We start from the raw sequence: 14,787 nt of genomic DNA, 5'->3' as shown, positions 1-14,787 counted from the left end.
CGAACGTAAGGAAGACTCCGTGGCCCTCACCGCAGACGTCAAGGGCGAACTGGTCGCGATCGTCTCGCGCAAGAACACCGTCCGCGCCGCTGAACTGGCGACCGTCCTCCGCTTCTCCGGCGGACTGCACATCATCTCGAATCGCCTCGCGGTCGAGGTCGAGCTCGACTCGGCCGCGCTCGCGACCCGCATCCGCCGCGATCTCGCCGAGCTCTACGGCGTGCGCAGCGAGGGCACCATCATCTCGGCCGGCGGATCGCGCCGCACGACCAGCTGGCTCGTCCGCGTGGTCGAGGGCGGCGACACGCTCGCCCGTCAGACGGGGCTCCTCGATCAGCGGGGCCGCCCTGTGCGCGGTCTGCCGAACCGCCTGACGACGGGATCGCGCGACGAGCTCGCCGCCGTCTGGCGCGGCGCCTTCCTCGCGCAGGGCTCGCTGACCGATCCCGGTCGCTCCGCTGCGCTCGAGATCGTCTGCCCGGGCAACGAGGCCGCGATGGCGATCGTCGGAGCGGCCGGCCGCCTCGGCGTGCAGGCGAAGTCGCGCGAGGTGCGCGGGGTGCACCGCGTCGTCGTCCGTGACGGCGAGAGCATCAGCGCGATGCTGACGCTGATGGGCGCCACCTCGACCGTCGCGAGCTGGGAGGAGCTGCGCCAGCGCCGCGAGGTGCGCGCGACCGCCAACCGGCTCGTCAACTTCGACGACGCGAACCTCCGCCGATCGGCGCAGGCCGCCGTCGCCGCCTGCTCGCGCGTCGAGCGGGCGATGGAGATCCTCGGTGAGGACATCCCCGAGCACCTGCGATACGCCGGCAGGCTCCGTCTCGCCCACCGTGACGCCAGCCTGGACGAGCTCGGCCACCACGCCGATCCGCCGATGACCAAGGACGCGGTCGCGGGACGCATCCGCCGGCTCCTCGCGATGGCCGACAAGCGCGCAACCGACCTCGACATCCCCGGCACCGACGCGAACCTCCCGGCCGAGCTGCGCGATCTCTGATCCGTCCACTCTGCGAAGGCTGAGTGTCTCCTGGTTGGACGGGGGAGACCGTCCGAGTGCGGACGGACCCCGTCACTAGACTGGAAACGTCGCCCGGAACACGCCGGCGCCCGCTCAGGAGCCTCGCGCTCGAGCGGACGGAGCCGGTGGGACTGCCGAGGTCGACGACCACGAACAGGAGATCGCACATGGCTGACTACACGCTCGCCGAACTGCCCTACGACTACTCGGCTCTCGAGCCGAACATCAGTGGGCGGATCATGGAACTGCACCACGACAAGCACCACGCGACCTACGTGACGGGCGCCAACACCGCTCTCGCCGCGCTCCAGGACGCCCGCGACAGCGAGAACCTCGCGAACGTCAACAAGCTCCAGAAGGACCTGGCGTTCAACCTCGCCGGTCACGTGAACCACACCGTGTTCTGGAACAACCTCTCGCCCGACGGCGGCGACAAGCCGGTCGGCGAGCTCGCCGCGGCGATCGACGACAACTTCGGATCGTTCGACAAGTTCCGCGCGCACTTCACCGCCTCCGCCCTCGGCATCCAGGGCTCCGGCTGGTCGATCCTCGCGTGGGACTCGCTCGGCGAGAAGCTCATCATCGAGCAGCTCTACGACCACCAGGGCAACCTCGCCGCGGCCACCGTGCCGGTGCTGCTGCTCGACATGTGGGAGCACGCCTTCTACCTCGACTACGTCAATGTGAAGGCCGACTACGTCAAGGCGTTCTGGAACATCGTGAACTGGGCCGACGTCTCCGCGCGCTTCGAGAAGGCCCGCGAGAAGACTTCGGGCCTGCTGCTACTGTCATAGCGATCTCAGCGTCCCGGGCTCCTGCCCGGGACGCTCGGGCCGAGCGACTCGGCCCTCTGCGATCCACCCCTCCACTGCACCGTCGAGGTGCCCTTCCTCATCAGGAGATATCTGTGTCCGTCAAGATCGGCATCAACGGCTTCGGCCGTATCGGCCGTAACTTCCTCCGTGCGGCCCTCGCCAAGGGCAGCGACCTCGAGATCGTCGCGGTCAACGACCTCACCGACAACAAGGCGCTCGCGCACCTCCTGAAGTACGACTCCATCACCGGCCGCCTCGACGCGACGGTGGAGCTCGACGGCGACAAGATCGTCGTCAACGGCAAGCCGATCATCGTGCTGGAGGAGCGCGACCCCGCGAACCTGCCCTGGGGCGAGCTGGGAGTCGACGTCGTCATCGAGTCGACCGGCCGCTTCACCAAGTCGGAGGACGCGCGCAAGCACATCACCGCCGGCGCCAAGAAGGTCATCGTCTCGGCTCCCGCCACCGGCAGCGACGTCGCGACCATCGTGCTCGGCGTCAACGAGGGCACCTACGACCCCCAGGTCCACGACATCGTCTCGAACGCGTCGTGCACCACCAACTGCCTCGCGCCGCTCGCCAAGGTGCTGCTCGACAACTTCGGCATCGAGCGCGGTCTCATGACCACGGTCCACGCCTACACCGCCGACCAGAACCTGCAGGACGGCCCGCACAGCGACCTCCGTCGCGCGCGTGCCGCCGCGGTCAACATCATCCCGACGTCGACCGGTGCCGCCAAGGCACTCGGCCTCGTCATCCCCGAGCTCGTCGGCAAGCTCGACGGCTACGCGCTGCGCGTCCCGGTGCCGACCGGCTCGATCACCGACCTCACCGTCGAGCTGACCACCCCGGCCACCGTCGAGGAGATCAACGCGGCGTACAAGGCCGCCGCCGAGGGCGACCTCGAGGGCATCCTCAAGTACACCGAGGACCCGATCGTCTCGAGCGACATCGTGACCGACCCGCACTCCTCGATCTTCGACGCCGGCCTCACGAAGGTCATCGGCAACCAGGTCAAGGTCGCCTCCTGGTACGACAACGAGTGGGGCTACTCCAACCGCCTCGTCGACGTCGCCGAGCTCGTCGCCGGCAAGCTCTAGGGCTCGCAGCAGTGCCGTTCCGCACTCTGGACTCCCTGGGTTCCCTGTCGGGCAAGCGCGTCGTCGTCCGCTGTGATCTGAACGTCCCCCTGAAGGACGGTTCGATCACGGACGACGGCCGCGTGCGCGCGTCGGTGCCCACGCTCCAGCGGCTCGTCGCCGAGGGTGCCCGAGTCGTGGTCGTGAGCCACCTCGGGCGCCCCGACGGGGAGCCCGACCCGAAGTACAGCCTCGCGCCCGTGGCCGAGCGCCTCGGCGAGCTCATCGACGCACCCGTGACGTTCGCCGCCGACACCGTCGGCGACGCGGCGACCGCGGCCGTGGAGGGCCTCGCCGACGGCGAGATCGTCGTGCTCGAGAACCTGCGCTTCAACGCCGCCGAGACCAGCAAGGATGCGGCCGAGCGCCGCGCCTTCGCCGAGGAGCTGGCCGCCTTCGGCGACGCCTTCGTCTCGGACGGCTTCGGAGTCGTGCACCGCAAGCAGGCGAGCGTCTACGAGCTCGCCCAGCTGCTCCCCAGTGCGGCCGGCACGCTCATCGCCGCCGAGCTCGAGGTCCTCGACCGCCTCACCGAGAAGCCGGAGCGTCCGTACACGGTCGTCCTCGGCGGCTCGAAGGTCTCGGACAAGCTCGGCGTGATCGAGCACCTGCTGCCGAGGGTCGACTCGATCCTCATCGGCGGAGGCATGCTCTTCACCTTCCTCAAGGCCCAGGGCCACGAGGTCGGGGCGAGCCTGCTCGAGGCCGACCAGATCGACATCGTGCTCGGCTACCTCGCGAAGGCGAAGGAGCTGGGCGTCGAGATCGTCCTGCCCACGGATGTCGTCGTCGCCTCGAAGTTCGGGGCCGACGCGGAGCACGAGGTCGCGGCAGCCGACGCGATCGAGGGCACCCCCTTCGGAGCGAGCGGACTCGGCCTCGACATCGGCCCTGACACCGCGAAGCGCTTCGCCGAGATCGTCGCGGCGTCCAAGACGGTGTTCTGGAACGGTCCGATGGGTGTCTTCGAACTCGAGCCGTTCGCGGCCGGAACGAAGGCGGTCGCTCAGGCCCTCACCGAGGTCGACGGCCTCAGCGTCGTCGGCGGAGGAGACTCGGCTGCCGCGGTGCGCGCCCTCGGTTTCGAGGACGGGCAGTTCGGCCACATCTCGACGGGAGGCGGCGCGAGCCTCGAATTCCTCGAGGGCAAGCGACTCCCCGGACTGGAGGTCCTCGGATGGCAGTAGACAGCACGGGCGGAGTCCCCTCGTCCCTCGAGCGGACGCCGCTCATCGCAGGCAACTGGAAGATGAACCTGGACCACCTCCAGGCCATCGCCTTCGTCCAGAAGCTCGCATGGAGCCTGAAGGACGCCGACCACGACTTCGACGGTGTCGAGGTGGCGGTCTTCCCGCCCTTCACCGATCTGCGCCCGGTGCAGATCCTCGTCGACTCCGACAAGCTGCCGCTCAAGTACGGCGCGCAGGACCTGTCGAAGTTCGACAGCGGGGCGTACACCGGTGAGATCTCCGGTCAGTTCCTGAAGCAGCTCGACTGCGACTACGTGATCGTCGGGCACTCGGAGCGTCGCACGCTCCACGCCGAGACGGACGCGGACATCGCGGCGAAGTCGGCAGCCGCGGTCAAGCACGGCGTCGCGCCGATCATCTGCGTCGGCGAGACGGCCGAGGACCTCGAGAAGCACGGACCGTCGGCCGTGCCCGTCGCGCAGCTGAAGGAGGCCCTCACGGGCCTCCCCGCGGACGCCGACCTCGTGGTCGCCTACGAGCCGGTCTGGGCCATCGGCTCTGGCCAGGCCGCCACGCCCGATCAGGCTCAGCAGGTCTGCAAGGCACTGCGCGACGTCGTCTCCGAGATCCTCGGAGCCGATACCGCGGCGAAGACCCGCATCCTCTACGGCGGGTCCGTGAAGTCGGGCAACATCGCCGGCTTCATGCGCGAGCCCGACGTGGACGGCGCGCTCGTCGGAGGCGCCAGCCTCCAGGTCGACGAGTTCGCAGCGATCTGCCGGTATCGGAACCACGTAGGCGTCTGAGTTTCTGCGACGAAGGGGCGGGCCCACTGGGCCCGCCCCTTCGTCGTCCACGCCGCTCCCCGCGCGGCGTGGCGCAGTCGGCTCCCACGCATGGTCGCGATCCAGAGAGCGCCCTGCGACCGGCTACGCCGATTCGCTCACACGCGAATCGTCGGTTCGCCTTGTCCCGAGCGGCGATCTGCAAGCTGAGCTCCAGAAGACCTGTGGCTGCCGTTCTGCTAGTCGAATAACGGCTGGAGACGGCGTACCGACACCTCCCTTCGAACCCTGGTCCCCGGTCCCGTCCCTCTCCAGAGCGCCACGTCACCATTCGCCGCGTATACCGCCGCACTAAGAGGAGGCGTGGTTTCGTCGGGGGATTCGCAGGCGCCCGTTATACTCGACGGGGCGCGCAACGCGTCAGAACTTCGAAAGGTACCGCGTGGACATCCTCCAGGTCGTGCTCCAGGTCGTCCTGGGCATCACGAGCCTCCTGCTCACCATGCTGATCCTGCTCCACAAGGGGCGCGGCGGCGGTCTGTCCGACATGTTCGGCGGTGGAGTCACCTCCAACCTCGGCGCCTCGGGCGTCGCAGAGCGCAACCTGAACCGCATCACAGTGATCCTCGGCCTCGTCTGGGTCGCGAGCATCGTGGTTCTCGGTCTCATCACCAAGTTCGACACCGGAGCATAGGGGTACACGGAATGGCATCAGGCGGCAGTGCAATCCGCGGTTCGCGCGTCGGCGCGGGACCCATGGGCGAGCAGGACCGGGGCTTCCACGCGGAGCGCGTGGCGGTCTCCTACTGGGACGCCCTCGGCAACGAGACGGTGCGCCACTTCTCGGCGGCCCTCCCGGAGGACGAGATCCCCGAGGTCATCGACTCCCCGCAGTCCGGCCTCCCGGCCGGGCGCGACCGCGCGAACCCCCCGCAGGTCGCGAAGACGGAGCCCTACAAGACGCACCTCGCGTACGTGAAGGAGCGTCGCACCGAGGCCGAGGCCGCGCAGCTCCTCGAGGAGGCGCTGCAGCAGCTCCGTGCACGCCGCGGGACCGCCACGCCGTCCTGATCGGCGTCACGGCCGAGCAACGCCGAAGGGCCCGACCCCCGCGAGGGAGTCGGGCCCTTCGGCGTTCCGAGCTCAGTAGCTCGGAGCGATGAGCGACTCGGGGACCTCGGCGGCAGCCTCCTGGTCGACGAAGAAGACCGTGCGCTTGCGGCCGAATGCGCCGGCGGCCGGAACCTCGTTCGTGCTGGCTCCCGCGAGCGCCAGGCCGAGAGCGGAGGCCTTGTCCGCGCCCGCCAGCACCATCCAGATCCGGTCGGACTGGTTGATCAGCGGCAGCGTGAGCGTGAGACGCTCCGGCGGCGGCTTGGGCGAGTTGCGGACGGCCAGGACACCGGGCGCCGGGTGGCGGATCGCCGAGCGCTCGGGGAAGAGCGAGGCGATGTGGCCGTCGGGCCCGACGCCGAGGAACGTGATGTCGAAGCGCGGGTAGTCGCGACCCTCCGGCGCGTGGGCGCGGAGCTCAGCGTCGTAGGCCGCCGCGGCGGCGTCGAGGTCGATGCCCTCATCGGACGCCGGGTACGAGTGCACGTTCTCGCTCGGCACGTCGAGCGTCGTGAAGAGGTCTCCCGCCTGTACGTCGTTGCGGTCCTCGTGCCCGCGGGGCACCCAGCGCTCGTCTCCCCACCAGAAGTGGACCCGCGACCAGTCGACGTTCCCCGCGGCGGAGGAGCCGGCGATCTCCTTGAGCGTCGCGGCCCCCATCGTCCCGCCCGTGAGCACGACGTCAGCGGATCCGAGGTCGTCGAGGATGTCGATCGTCTTGGTCAGGAAGCGCGCGGCGACCGAGCCGGCGAGGGTCTGCTTGTCTCGGTGGACGAGGACACGACGTTCGGTGGTCATGCAGGGTCTCCTTGGGGTGGTCGCCGATCGGCGGATGGTCGACTCCGGGGCAGGACGCGCCGGCCTGCAGTGCAGGCCGGCGACATCAGGACGCGCTGCGGGCTCCGGACTTCTCCGAGAGCATGTCCACACCGCGCGAGATGACTTCACCGTACAGGTCATCCGGGTCGAGCCTGCGCAGCTCCTCCGCCAGGCAGTCGCGGAGGCTGCGGCGGGGGAGGGAGATGTCGTGAACGGGCTGATCCGGCTGGGTCAGCGTCGCCACATTGGGGATGGAGCGCTCGAGCTCGATGACGCCCGACTCGCGGAAGAGCCGCACGCCGTGGATGCCGCTGGAGCCGGTCGCGCTGATGGTCAGCTCGTGGTCGACGGGGATGTCGAGCTCGAGCTGCAGCCAGGCGGCGAGCAGGATCGTCGAGGGGGAGTCGGGAGCACCCGAGACCTCGACGGCGGTGATCGACTCGTACGGCGGCTGGTCGAGCACGGCGGCCAGCTGCGCGCGCCAGAGAGTGAGGCGGGTCCAGGCGAAGTCGGTGTCCCCGGGAGCGTAGGTGGACGCGAGGTGGTGCAGCGCCTCCGCCGGGTTGGACTGCGCGGAGGCGTCGGTGATGCGACGGGTCGCGATGCGGCCGATCGGCGACTGCGAGGCGCTCTCGGGTGCGCTGTTGGGCCACCAGGCGACGACGGGCGCATCGGGCAGGAGGAGCCCCGTGATGAGGCTCTCCTCATCGGTCGCGGCATCGCCGAACGGGCGGAGGACGACGACCTCGCTCGCACCGGCATCGCCGCCGACGCGGATCTGCGCGTCGACCCGCGGCGTGGCGTCGACGGGCACCGTGGTGAGCCCGTCGTCCTTCGAGACGACGATGACGCGCATGGGGTGCTCGCGCGAGGCGTCGTTGGCGGCGTCGATCGCCTCCTCCTCGTGGCCCCGAGAGGTCGCGATGATGAGGGTGAGGACGCGACCGAGGGCGACGGCGCCGCCCTCCTCGCGGATCTTGACGAGGGTCTTCGAGACCTCGCTCGTCGTGGTGTCGGGCAGATCGACGATCATGGGCGCCTCCAGGTGCGGCCGTCGCGGGCGAGGAGCTCGTCGGCGGATTCGGGGCCCCAGGTTCCGGGGCGGTACTGCTCGGGCTGGCCCTGCGTGGTCCAGTACTCCTCGATCGGGTCGAGGATCTTCCAGGAGAGCTCGACCTCCTCGTGCCGCGGGAACAGCGGCGGCTCGCCCAGGAGCACGTCGAGGATGAGGCGCTCGTACGCCTCCGGGCTGGCTTCGGTGAAGGCGTGGCCGTAGCCGAAGTCCATCGTGACGTCGCGCACCTGCATCCCGGCTCCGGGCACCTTGGAACCGAAGCGCATGGTCACGCCCTCGTCGGGCTGCACGCGGATGACGAGCGCGTTCTGGCCGAGCGAGGTGGTCTGGCTCTCGGCGAAGAGCTGCTGCGGGGCGCGCTTGAAGACGACGGCGATCTCGGTCACCCGGCGGCCGAGACGCTTGCCCGCCCGCAGGTAGAACGGGACGCCGGCCCAGCGGCGGGTGCCGATGTCCAGGCGCATCGCGGCGAAGGTCTCGGTGGTCGAGGTGGGGCTCATGCCGTCCTCCTCGAGGAAGCCGAGCACCTTCTCGCCACCCTGCCAGCCTCCGGAGTACTGGCCGCGCGCGGTGACCGTCGAGAGGTCCTTCGGCAGGCGGACGGCGGCGAGCACCTTCTCCTTCTCGGCGCGCAGGTCGGCGGCGTCGAACGAGATCGGCTCCTCCATCGCCGTGAGGGCGAGGAGCTGCAGCAGGTGGTTCTGGATGACGTCGCGGGCTGCGCCGATCCCGTCGTAGTAGCCGGCGCGACCGCCCACTCCGATGTCCTCGGCCATGGTGATCTGCACGTGGTCGACGTAGTTCGAGTTCCAGAGCGGCTCGTACATCATGTTGGCGAAGCGCAGAGCCAGGATGTTCTGGACCGTCTCCTTGCCGAGGTAGTGGTCGATCCGGAAGACGGAGTCCGGCGGGAACACCGATTCGACGACCGAGTTGAGCTCCCGAGCGGTCTTGAGGTCGCTGCCGAAGGGCTTCTCGATGACGACGCGTCGCCACTGGCCCTCCTTCTGCTCAGCGAGGCCGGAGTTGCGGAGCTGCTCGGTCACCTGCGGGAACGACTTGGGCGGGATCGAGAGGTAGAAGGCGAAGTTGCCGTTCGTCCCGCGCTCGCGGTCGAGCTCGTCCACGGTGGTCTTCAGGCGCGCGAACGCCTCGGGGTCGTCGAACTCGCCCTGCACGAAGCGAATGCCCTGCGCGAGCTGGGTCCAGACCTCCTCGTGGAACTCCGTGCGGGCGTACTTCTTGACGGAGTCGTGCACGACCTTCTCGAAGTCCTGGTCGTCCCAGTCGCGACGGGCGAAGCCGACGAGCGCGAATCCGGGCGGCAGCAGGCCGCGGTTGGCGAGGTCGTAGACCGCCGGCATCAGCTTCTTGCGGGAGAGATCGCCGGTGACGCCGAAGATCACGAGGCCGCTGGGGCCCGCGATCCGGTTCAACCGGCGGTCGAAGCTCAACCGCAGCGGGTTGAACTCGGGGGTGATGTCCACAGACATGTGCAGTGTCCTTCTGTGTGCCTCGAGCGGCCGGCGATGCCGGACGTCTCGGCGCACTGCTCTCGGTGAGGGAGGAGGAGGGAACGCCCGCCCGCTCCGCTGAGGGCTTGCGACGGCGACTCGACAGGAGCCGCACGGACGACCGCGGGCACGCCGCTCCGTGCTCGAGGGGAGCGCGGAGCGACGTGCCCGTCGGATCAGGTGTTGAGCGCCTCGAAGAGCGCCTCGAGGTCGGCCTCCGGGTCGGTCAGCGTGAGCGTGAGCACCGGGCGGCCGTGCTCGGCGAGCACGCTCGCGTCGCCCGCGGCCTGGGCGAGGATCAGCTGTCCGAAGGTGAACGGGCTCTCGGGGATCTCGAGATCGACGCTCGCGCGCTCGGTGATCTGGAGGAAGACGCCGGTCGGCGCTCCGCCCTTGTGGTACTGACCGGTCGAGTGCAGGAAGCGCGGGCCCCAGCCGAAGGTCACGGGACGCTGCGCCTGCGCGGCGAGGAGGTCGCGGACGCCCTCCAGCTGCGGGAGAGCGAGGCGGTCGACGTAGGCCTGGATGGAGACGTAGCCGCCCTCGCCCAGCTGCGCGAGCAGGAGGTCGACGGCCTGCGCCACGGTCGAGACGCCCTCGGTGACGGCCGCGGTCCCGGTGACCTCGATGCCGGCGTCCGTGAAGGCCGGCTGGGCGGGCTCGGGGCGCTTCTCGAGCAGGGCGCGTGTCGCGATCTTCGCCGACTCGACGTCGGGCTGGTCGAACGGGTTGATCCCGAGCAGCCGGCCTGCGACGGCGACGGCGTACTCCCACGTGAGCATCTGCGCACCGAGCGAACCGGAGAGGAGGATCTCGCCCTCGTGCCGGTCGCGGGGGAACAGGTGCAGCGCGGTCGCGTCCTCGACCAGCCGGACGACCTGCACGTCGGGCAGGTCCTCCGACAGCTCGGGGGCGAGCGTCCCGAGGACGACGGGGAGGATGCCCGTGCCGTCCTTGCCTGTCGACTCCGCGATGAGCTGCTCCGCCCAGTCGGCGAAGCCCACGATGTGGGTGCCGTCGGCGACGATCGCGAGCTTGTCGCGGCGCGGGCTGGTCGCGGCGATGGCCGCTCCCAGAATGAGTCCCGGGTTCTCGGGGGTGTCGACGGCCAGGCCGAGCGATGCCTCCGCCGCCTCGTCGAGCAGCGCCTCGATGTCGGCGCCCGCGAGACCGGACGGCACCAGACCGAAGGCCGACAGAGCCGAGAAGCGGCCGCCGATGTTCGGGTCGGCGTTGAACACGCGGTAGCCCGCCTCGCGGGAGGAGGTGTCGAGCGGAGAGCCCGGGTCGGTCACGATCACGATGCGGTCGAGCGGATCGATGCCGGCCTCGGTGAACGCCTTCTCGTAGGCCTTCTTCTGGCTCGCGGTCTCGACGGTCGATCCCGACTTCGACGAGATCACGACGGCCGTCGTGGCGAGGCGGTCCTGCAGCGCGGCGAGCACCTGACCGGGGGCGGTCGAGTCGAGGACGGTCAGCTCGACGCCCGCGGTGCGGGTGATCACCTCGGGCGCGAGCGAGGAGCCGCCCATGCCGCCGAGGACGATGTGGTCGATGCCCTTCGCCTGGAACTCCTCGCGGAGCGCGAGGATCTGCGGGATCAGCGGACGCGAGACGGTGGTCGACTCGGTCCAGCCGAGACGCTTGGCCGACTCCTCCTCCGCCTCGGCGCCCCAGAGGGTGGGGACCTGGGCGGTGATGCCGGAGGCGACCTCGTCGGCGACGAGATCGGGGACGACGCGGTCGACGGCCTTCTCGGCGTCTCCGCTGACGTGGATCTGGATGGTCATGCTCAGGCCTGCGCCTTCGCGCCCTCGAGCGCCGCGGTGACGGTGTCGAGCAGCTCGTTCCAGGAGACGATGAACTTCTCGACGCCCTCCTTCTCGAGCAGCTCGGTGACGTCGGCGTACGAGACGCCCTGCGCCGCGACGGCGTCGAGGACGGCGTTCGCGTCGGCGTACGAGCCGGTGACGGTGTCGCCGGTGATCTCGCCGTGGTCGAAGGTCGCCTCGAGGGTCTTCTCGGGCATCGTGTTGACGACGCCGGCCGCGACGAGCTCGGTCACGTAGAGGGTGTCGGGGAGGTCGGTCGACTTGACGCCGGTCGAGGCCCACAGGGGACGCTGACGGTTGGCGCCCGACTCCTGAAGAAGGAGCGCGCGCTCGGTGGCGAACGCCTCGACGAAGACCTCGTAGGCGAGCTGCGCGTTGGCGACGCCCGACTTGCTCTTGAGTGCGCGGGCCTCGTCGGTGCCGACGGCCTCGAGGCGCTTGTCGATCTCGGTGTCGACGCGCGACACGAAGAACGAGGCGACCGAGTGGATGGTCGACAGGTCGATGCCGGCCTCCTTGGCCTTCTCGAGACCGGCGAGGTAGGCGTTGATGACCGCGCGGTACCGGGCGAGCGAGAAGATCAGCGTGACGTTGACCGAGATGCCGGAGCCGATGACCTCGGTGATGGCCTCGAGGCCCTCGACGGTCGCGGGGATCTTGATCATCGCGTTGGGACGGTCGACCTTGGCCCAGAGGGCCTTGGCCTGCTCGATCGTGCCCTGCGCGTCGTGCGCGAGGCCCGGCTCGACCTCGATCGACACGCGGCCGTCGTAGCCGTTCGACGCGTCGTAGATCGGGCGGAAGATGTCGGAAGCGGCGGCGACGTCGTCGGTGGTGATCTCGAAGACGGCGTCGGTCACCGAGGTGCCGGCGGCGGCGAGCTCGCGCACCTGGGCGTCGTAGGACTCGCCGTTCGCGAGTGCCGCGGCGAAGATCGTGGGGTTGGTGGTGACTCCGACGACGTTCTTCTCATCGATCAGCTTCTGCAGTCCTCCGGAGGAGATGCGCGAGCGCGAGAGGTCGTCGAGCCAGATGCTGACGCCGGCGGCGGAGAGCTCTGCGGTGGGGGTGTTCTCAGTCATGTCTCTTCTTCTTCGTGCGTAGGTGGAACGGGTCGTGGGGGAGTCGTCGGGCCGACGGCGAAGGCCGCGTCCGGGATGGACGCGGCCTTCGGGGTCAGGAAGCCTCGATCGACTCCTTCGCGGCGGTGAGGGCCGCGTCGGTGGTGATCCCGAACTCGCGGAACAGGGTCTTGTAGTCGGCGGAGGCGCCGAAGTGCTCGATCGAGACCGAGCGGCCGGCGTCGCCGACGTACTTCTGCCAGCCGAGGCTGAGCCCCGCCTCGATCGAGACGCGGGCCTTGACGGAGGAGGGCAGGACCTTCTCGCGGTACTCGGCGTCCTGCTCCTCGAACCACTCGAGGGACGGAGCCGAGACGACGCGGGCGTTGACGCCCTCGCCCTTGAGCAGCTCGCGCGCCTCGACCGCGATCTGCAGCTCGGAGCCGGTGGCGATGAAGATGACGTCCGGGGTGCCGTTCGGCGCCTCGGCCAGGATGTACGCGCCGCGGGCGACGTTCGAGGCGTGGGCGAAGGTCTCGCCCTCGGCCTCGCCCTCGCCGCGTTCGAACACGGGGATGTTCTGGCGGGTGAGCGCGAGCCCCGCGGGGCCCTCGCGACGCTCGAGGATCGTCTTCCAGGCGTAGGCGACCTCGTTCGCGTCACCGGGGCGGACGATGTCCAGTCCCGGGATCGCGCGGAGGGCGGCCAGCTGCTCGACCGGCTGGTGGGTCGGGCCGTCCTCGCCGAGAGCGACGGAGTCGTGGGTCCAGACGTAGATCGCCGGCGCCTTCATGAGCGCGGCGAGACGGACCGCCGGGCGCATGTAATCGGAGAAGATCAGGAAGGTGCCGCCGAAGGGACGGGTGTTGCCGTGCAGGACGATGCCGTTGAGGATCGCGCCCATGGCGTGCTCGCGGATGCCGAAGTGCAGCACGCGGCCGCCCTTCTTGCCGGTCCACTCGTGGGTCGAGAACTCGGTCGGGACGAACGAGCCCGCTCCCTCGATCGTCGTGTTGTTCGACTCGGCGAGGTCGGCCGAGCCGCCCCAGAGCTCGGGCACGACGCCGGCGAGGGCGTTGATGACCTTGCCGGACGCGGCGCGGGTCGAGACCTCCTTGCCGGGCTCGAAGACCGGGAGCGCCTCCTGGACGCCCTCGGGGAGCTCGCCGCTGAGGACGCGGTCGAGGAGGACCTTCTTCTCGGGGTTGGCGGTCGCCCACGCGTCGAACTGCTCGTTCCACTCGGCGTGCGCCGCCTGACCGCGCTCGACGGCCTTGCGGGTGTGCTCGATGACCTCGTCGGCGACGTCGAAGGTCTTCTCGGGGTCGAAGCCGAGCACCTCCTTGAGTCCGCGGAGCTCGTCGGCGCCGAGCGCCGAGCCGTGGATCTTGCCGGTGTTCTGCTTCTTCGGCGACGGCCAGCCGATGATCGTGCGCAGGATGATGAGCGACGGCTTGTCGGTCTCGCCCTTCGCGGCCTCGATCGCGGCGTGGAGCTCGGCGACGTCCTCGTGGTACTCGCCGGTCTTCTTCCAGTCGACGACCTGGACCTGCCAGTCGTAGGCCTCGTACCGGGCCTTGACGTCCTCGGTGAAGGCGATGTTGGTGTCGTCCTCGATCGAGATCTGGTTGGAGTCGTAGATCACGACGAGGTTGCCGAGCTGCTGGTGGCCGGCGAGCGAGGAGGCCTCGCTGGTGACGCCCTCCTGCAGGTCGCCGTCGCCGGCGATGACGTAGACGAAGTGGTCGAACGGCGAGTCGCCCGCGGCGGCCTCGGGGTCGAACAGGTCGCGCTCGAAGCGCGAGGCGTAGGCGAACCCGACTGCGGAGGCGAGGCCCTGGCCGAGCGGGCCGGTCGTGATCTCGACGCCGTCGGTGTGTCCGTACTCGGGGTGGCCCGGGGTCTTCGAGCCCCAGGTGCGCAGCGCCTTGAGGTCGTCGAGCTCGAGGCCGTAGCCGCCCAGGTAGAACTGGACGTACTGCGTCAGCGAGGAGTGGCCCACTGACAGGATGAAGCGGTCGCGCCCGATCCAGGTGGCGTCGGACGGGTCGCGGCGCATGACCTTCTGGAACAGGAGGTAGGCGGCGGGAGCGAGGCTCATGGCGGTTCCGGGATGGCCGTTGCCGACCTTCTCGACCGCATCCGCGGCGAGGACCCTCGCCGTGTCGACTGCCTTCTCGTCAATGGATTCCCATTGCAGTTCTGACACTTGGTACTGACCCTTCTCGAGACGTGGGGGAGACGGGGACCGTCCGCCCTCTCGCATGGTGGAGCACGCCGCATGACGACTTCGGCACGATGCTCCGGCGACGACCCTCTTCGATGCGCGTGGCGACCGAACGGTCGGACGGGCGGGGGTGGCGTGCCGGGGGCTCTGGCGAGCACCTCCGATCATACCGAGGGGGGTGTGCAGGGCCGCGGGG

Annotated in this window: 13 protein-coding genes; 7 read left to right on the top strand and 6 right to left on the bottom strand. The window is 69.7% G+C overall.

Features of this window, described 5'->3' with window-relative positions; translation table 11 throughout:
• Window positions 1–19 precede the first annotated feature (19 nt).
• From whiA to ASG06_RS12770, 7 genes are all read left to right on the top strand, one after another.
• Window positions 20–1,000: a DNA-binding protein WhiA gene (whiA, locus tag ASG06_RS12800; protein ID WP_056042811.1), complete on the top strand. Its 981-nt coding sequence runs from the start codon at window positions 20–22 to the stop codon at window positions 998–1,000.
• A 188-nt stretch (window positions 1,001–1,188) separates the two neighbouring features.
• On the top strand, window positions 1,189–1,815 hold the full coding sequence (locus ASG06_RS12795; protein WP_056042809.1) for a superoxide dismutase: 627 nt from the start codon (window positions 1,189–1,191) through the stop codon (window positions 1,813–1,815).
• Window positions 1,816–1,928: 113 nt separating this feature from the next.
• On the top strand, window positions 1,929–2,936 hold the full coding sequence (gene gap, locus ASG06_RS12790) for a type I glyceraldehyde-3-phosphate dehydrogenase (RefSeq protein WP_056042807.1): 1,008 nt from the start codon (window positions 1,929–1,931) through the stop codon (window positions 2,934–2,936).
• 11 nt (window positions 2,937–2,947) lie between these two features.
• Window positions 2,948–4,162, top strand: coding sequence for a phosphoglycerate kinase (locus ASG06_RS12785; RefSeq protein ID WP_056042805.1), 1,215 nt, complete (start codon window positions 2,948–2,950; stop codon window positions 4,160–4,162).
• On the top strand, window positions 4,153–4,971 hold the full coding sequence (tpiA, locus tag ASG06_RS12780; protein WP_056042803.1) for a triose-phosphate isomerase: 819 nt from the start codon (window positions 4,153–4,155) through the stop codon (window positions 4,969–4,971). The genes ASG06_RS12785 and tpiA overlap by 10 nt, the downstream gene beginning before the upstream one ends.
• 421 nt (window positions 4,972–5,392) lie before the next feature.
• The gene (gene secG, locus ASG06_RS12775) at window positions 5,393–5,644 is read left to right on the top strand and encodes a preprotein translocase subunit SecG (protein ID WP_056042800.1); all 252 of its coding nucleotides are present in this window, start codon (window positions 5,393–5,395) and stop codon (window positions 5,642–5,644) included.
• 11 nt (window positions 5,645–5,655) lie between these two features.
• Window positions 5,656–6,021, top strand: a complete 366-nt coding sequence (locus ASG06_RS12770; RefSeq protein ID WP_055791968.1) for an RNA polymerase-binding protein RbpA — start codon at window positions 5,656–5,658, stop codon at window positions 6,019–6,021.
• A gap of 72 nt (window positions 6,022–6,093) precedes the next feature.
• On the opposite strand, the gene pgl is transcribed toward ASG06_RS12770, so the two are convergent.
• From pgl to tkt, 6 genes are all read right to left on the bottom strand, one after another.
• Complete coding sequence (gene pgl / locus ASG06_RS12765) at window positions 6,094–6,861, bottom strand: 6-phosphogluconolactonase (RefSeq protein ID WP_056042798.1); 768 nt, start codon at window positions 6,859–6,861, stop codon at window positions 6,094–6,096.
• An 85-nt stretch (window positions 6,862–6,946) separates the two neighbouring features.
• On the bottom strand, window positions 6,947–7,915 hold the full coding sequence (locus ASG06_RS12760) for a glucose-6-phosphate dehydrogenase assembly protein OpcA (RefSeq protein ID WP_056042797.1): 969 nt from the start codon (window positions 7,913–7,915) through the stop codon (window positions 6,947–6,949).
• Window positions 7,912–9,450 (bottom strand): glucose-6-phosphate dehydrogenase, encoded by a 1,539-nt coding sequence (gene zwf, locus ASG06_RS12755; protein ID WP_056042795.1) that lies wholly within the window; start codon window positions 9,448–9,450, stop codon window positions 7,912–7,914. Before zwf ends, ASG06_RS12760 begins: the two co-directional genes overlap by 4 nt.
• Window positions 9,451–9,647: 197 nt before the next feature.
• Window positions 9,648–11,261, bottom strand: a complete 1,614-nt coding sequence (locus tag ASG06_RS12750) for a glucose-6-phosphate isomerase (RefSeq protein ID WP_056042793.1) — start codon at window positions 11,259–11,261, stop codon at window positions 9,648–9,650.
• 2 nt (window positions 11,262–11,263) lie between these two features.
• Window positions 11,264–12,385 (bottom strand): transaldolase, encoded by a 1,122-nt coding sequence (gene tal, locus ASG06_RS12745; RefSeq protein ID WP_056042791.1) that lies wholly within the window; start codon window positions 12,383–12,385, stop codon window positions 11,264–11,266.
• A gap of 94 nt (window positions 12,386–12,479) precedes the next feature.
• Entirely contained in the window at window positions 12,480–14,573 is a 2,094-nt protein-coding gene (gene tkt / locus ASG06_RS12740) for a transketolase (protein WP_056042788.1), read from the bottom strand.
• Window positions 14,574–14,787 lie beyond the last annotated feature (214 nt).

The organism is Rathayibacter sp. Leaf185, assembly GCF_001423885.1.
GTDB lineage: Bacteria > Actinomycetota > Actinomycetes > Actinomycetales > Microbacteriaceae > Rathayibacter.
Note: the sequence above shows the minus strand (reverse complement) of the source record. Positions and strands in the feature narration are given on the sequence as shown.

Bases quoted from the DNA above. Each gene is read 5' to 3' on its own strand.
- ASG06_RS12795 (WP_056042809.1), top strand. From the start codon at position 1,189: ATGGCTGACTACACGCTCGCCGAACTGCCCTACGACTACTCGGCTCTC.
- tpiA (WP_056042803.1), top strand. From the start codon at position 4,153: ATGGCAGTAGACAGCACGGGCGGAGTCCCCTCGTCCCTCGAGCGGACG.
- ASG06_RS12770 (WP_055791968.1), top strand. From the start codon at position 5,656: ATGGCATCAGGCGGCAGTGCAATCCGCGGTTCGCGCGTCGGCGCGGGA.
- pgl (WP_056042798.1), bottom strand. From the start codon at position 6,861: ATGACCACCGAACGTCGTGTCCTCGTCCACCGAGACAAGCAGACCCTC.
- ASG06_RS12760 (WP_056042797.1), bottom strand. From the start codon at position 7,915: ATGATCGTCGATCTGCCCGACACCACGACGAGCGAGGTCTCGAAGACC.
- zwf (WP_056042795.1), bottom strand. From the start codon at position 9,450: ATGTCTGTGGACATCACCCCCGAGTTCAACCCGCTGCGGTTGAGCTTC.
- ASG06_RS12750 (WP_056042793.1), bottom strand. From the start codon at position 11,261: ATGACCATCCAGATCCACGTCAGCGGAGACGCCGAGAAGGCCGTCGAC.
- tal (WP_056042791.1), bottom strand. From the start codon at position 12,385: ATGACTGAGAACACCCCCACCGCAGAGCTCTCCGCCGCCGGCGTCAGC.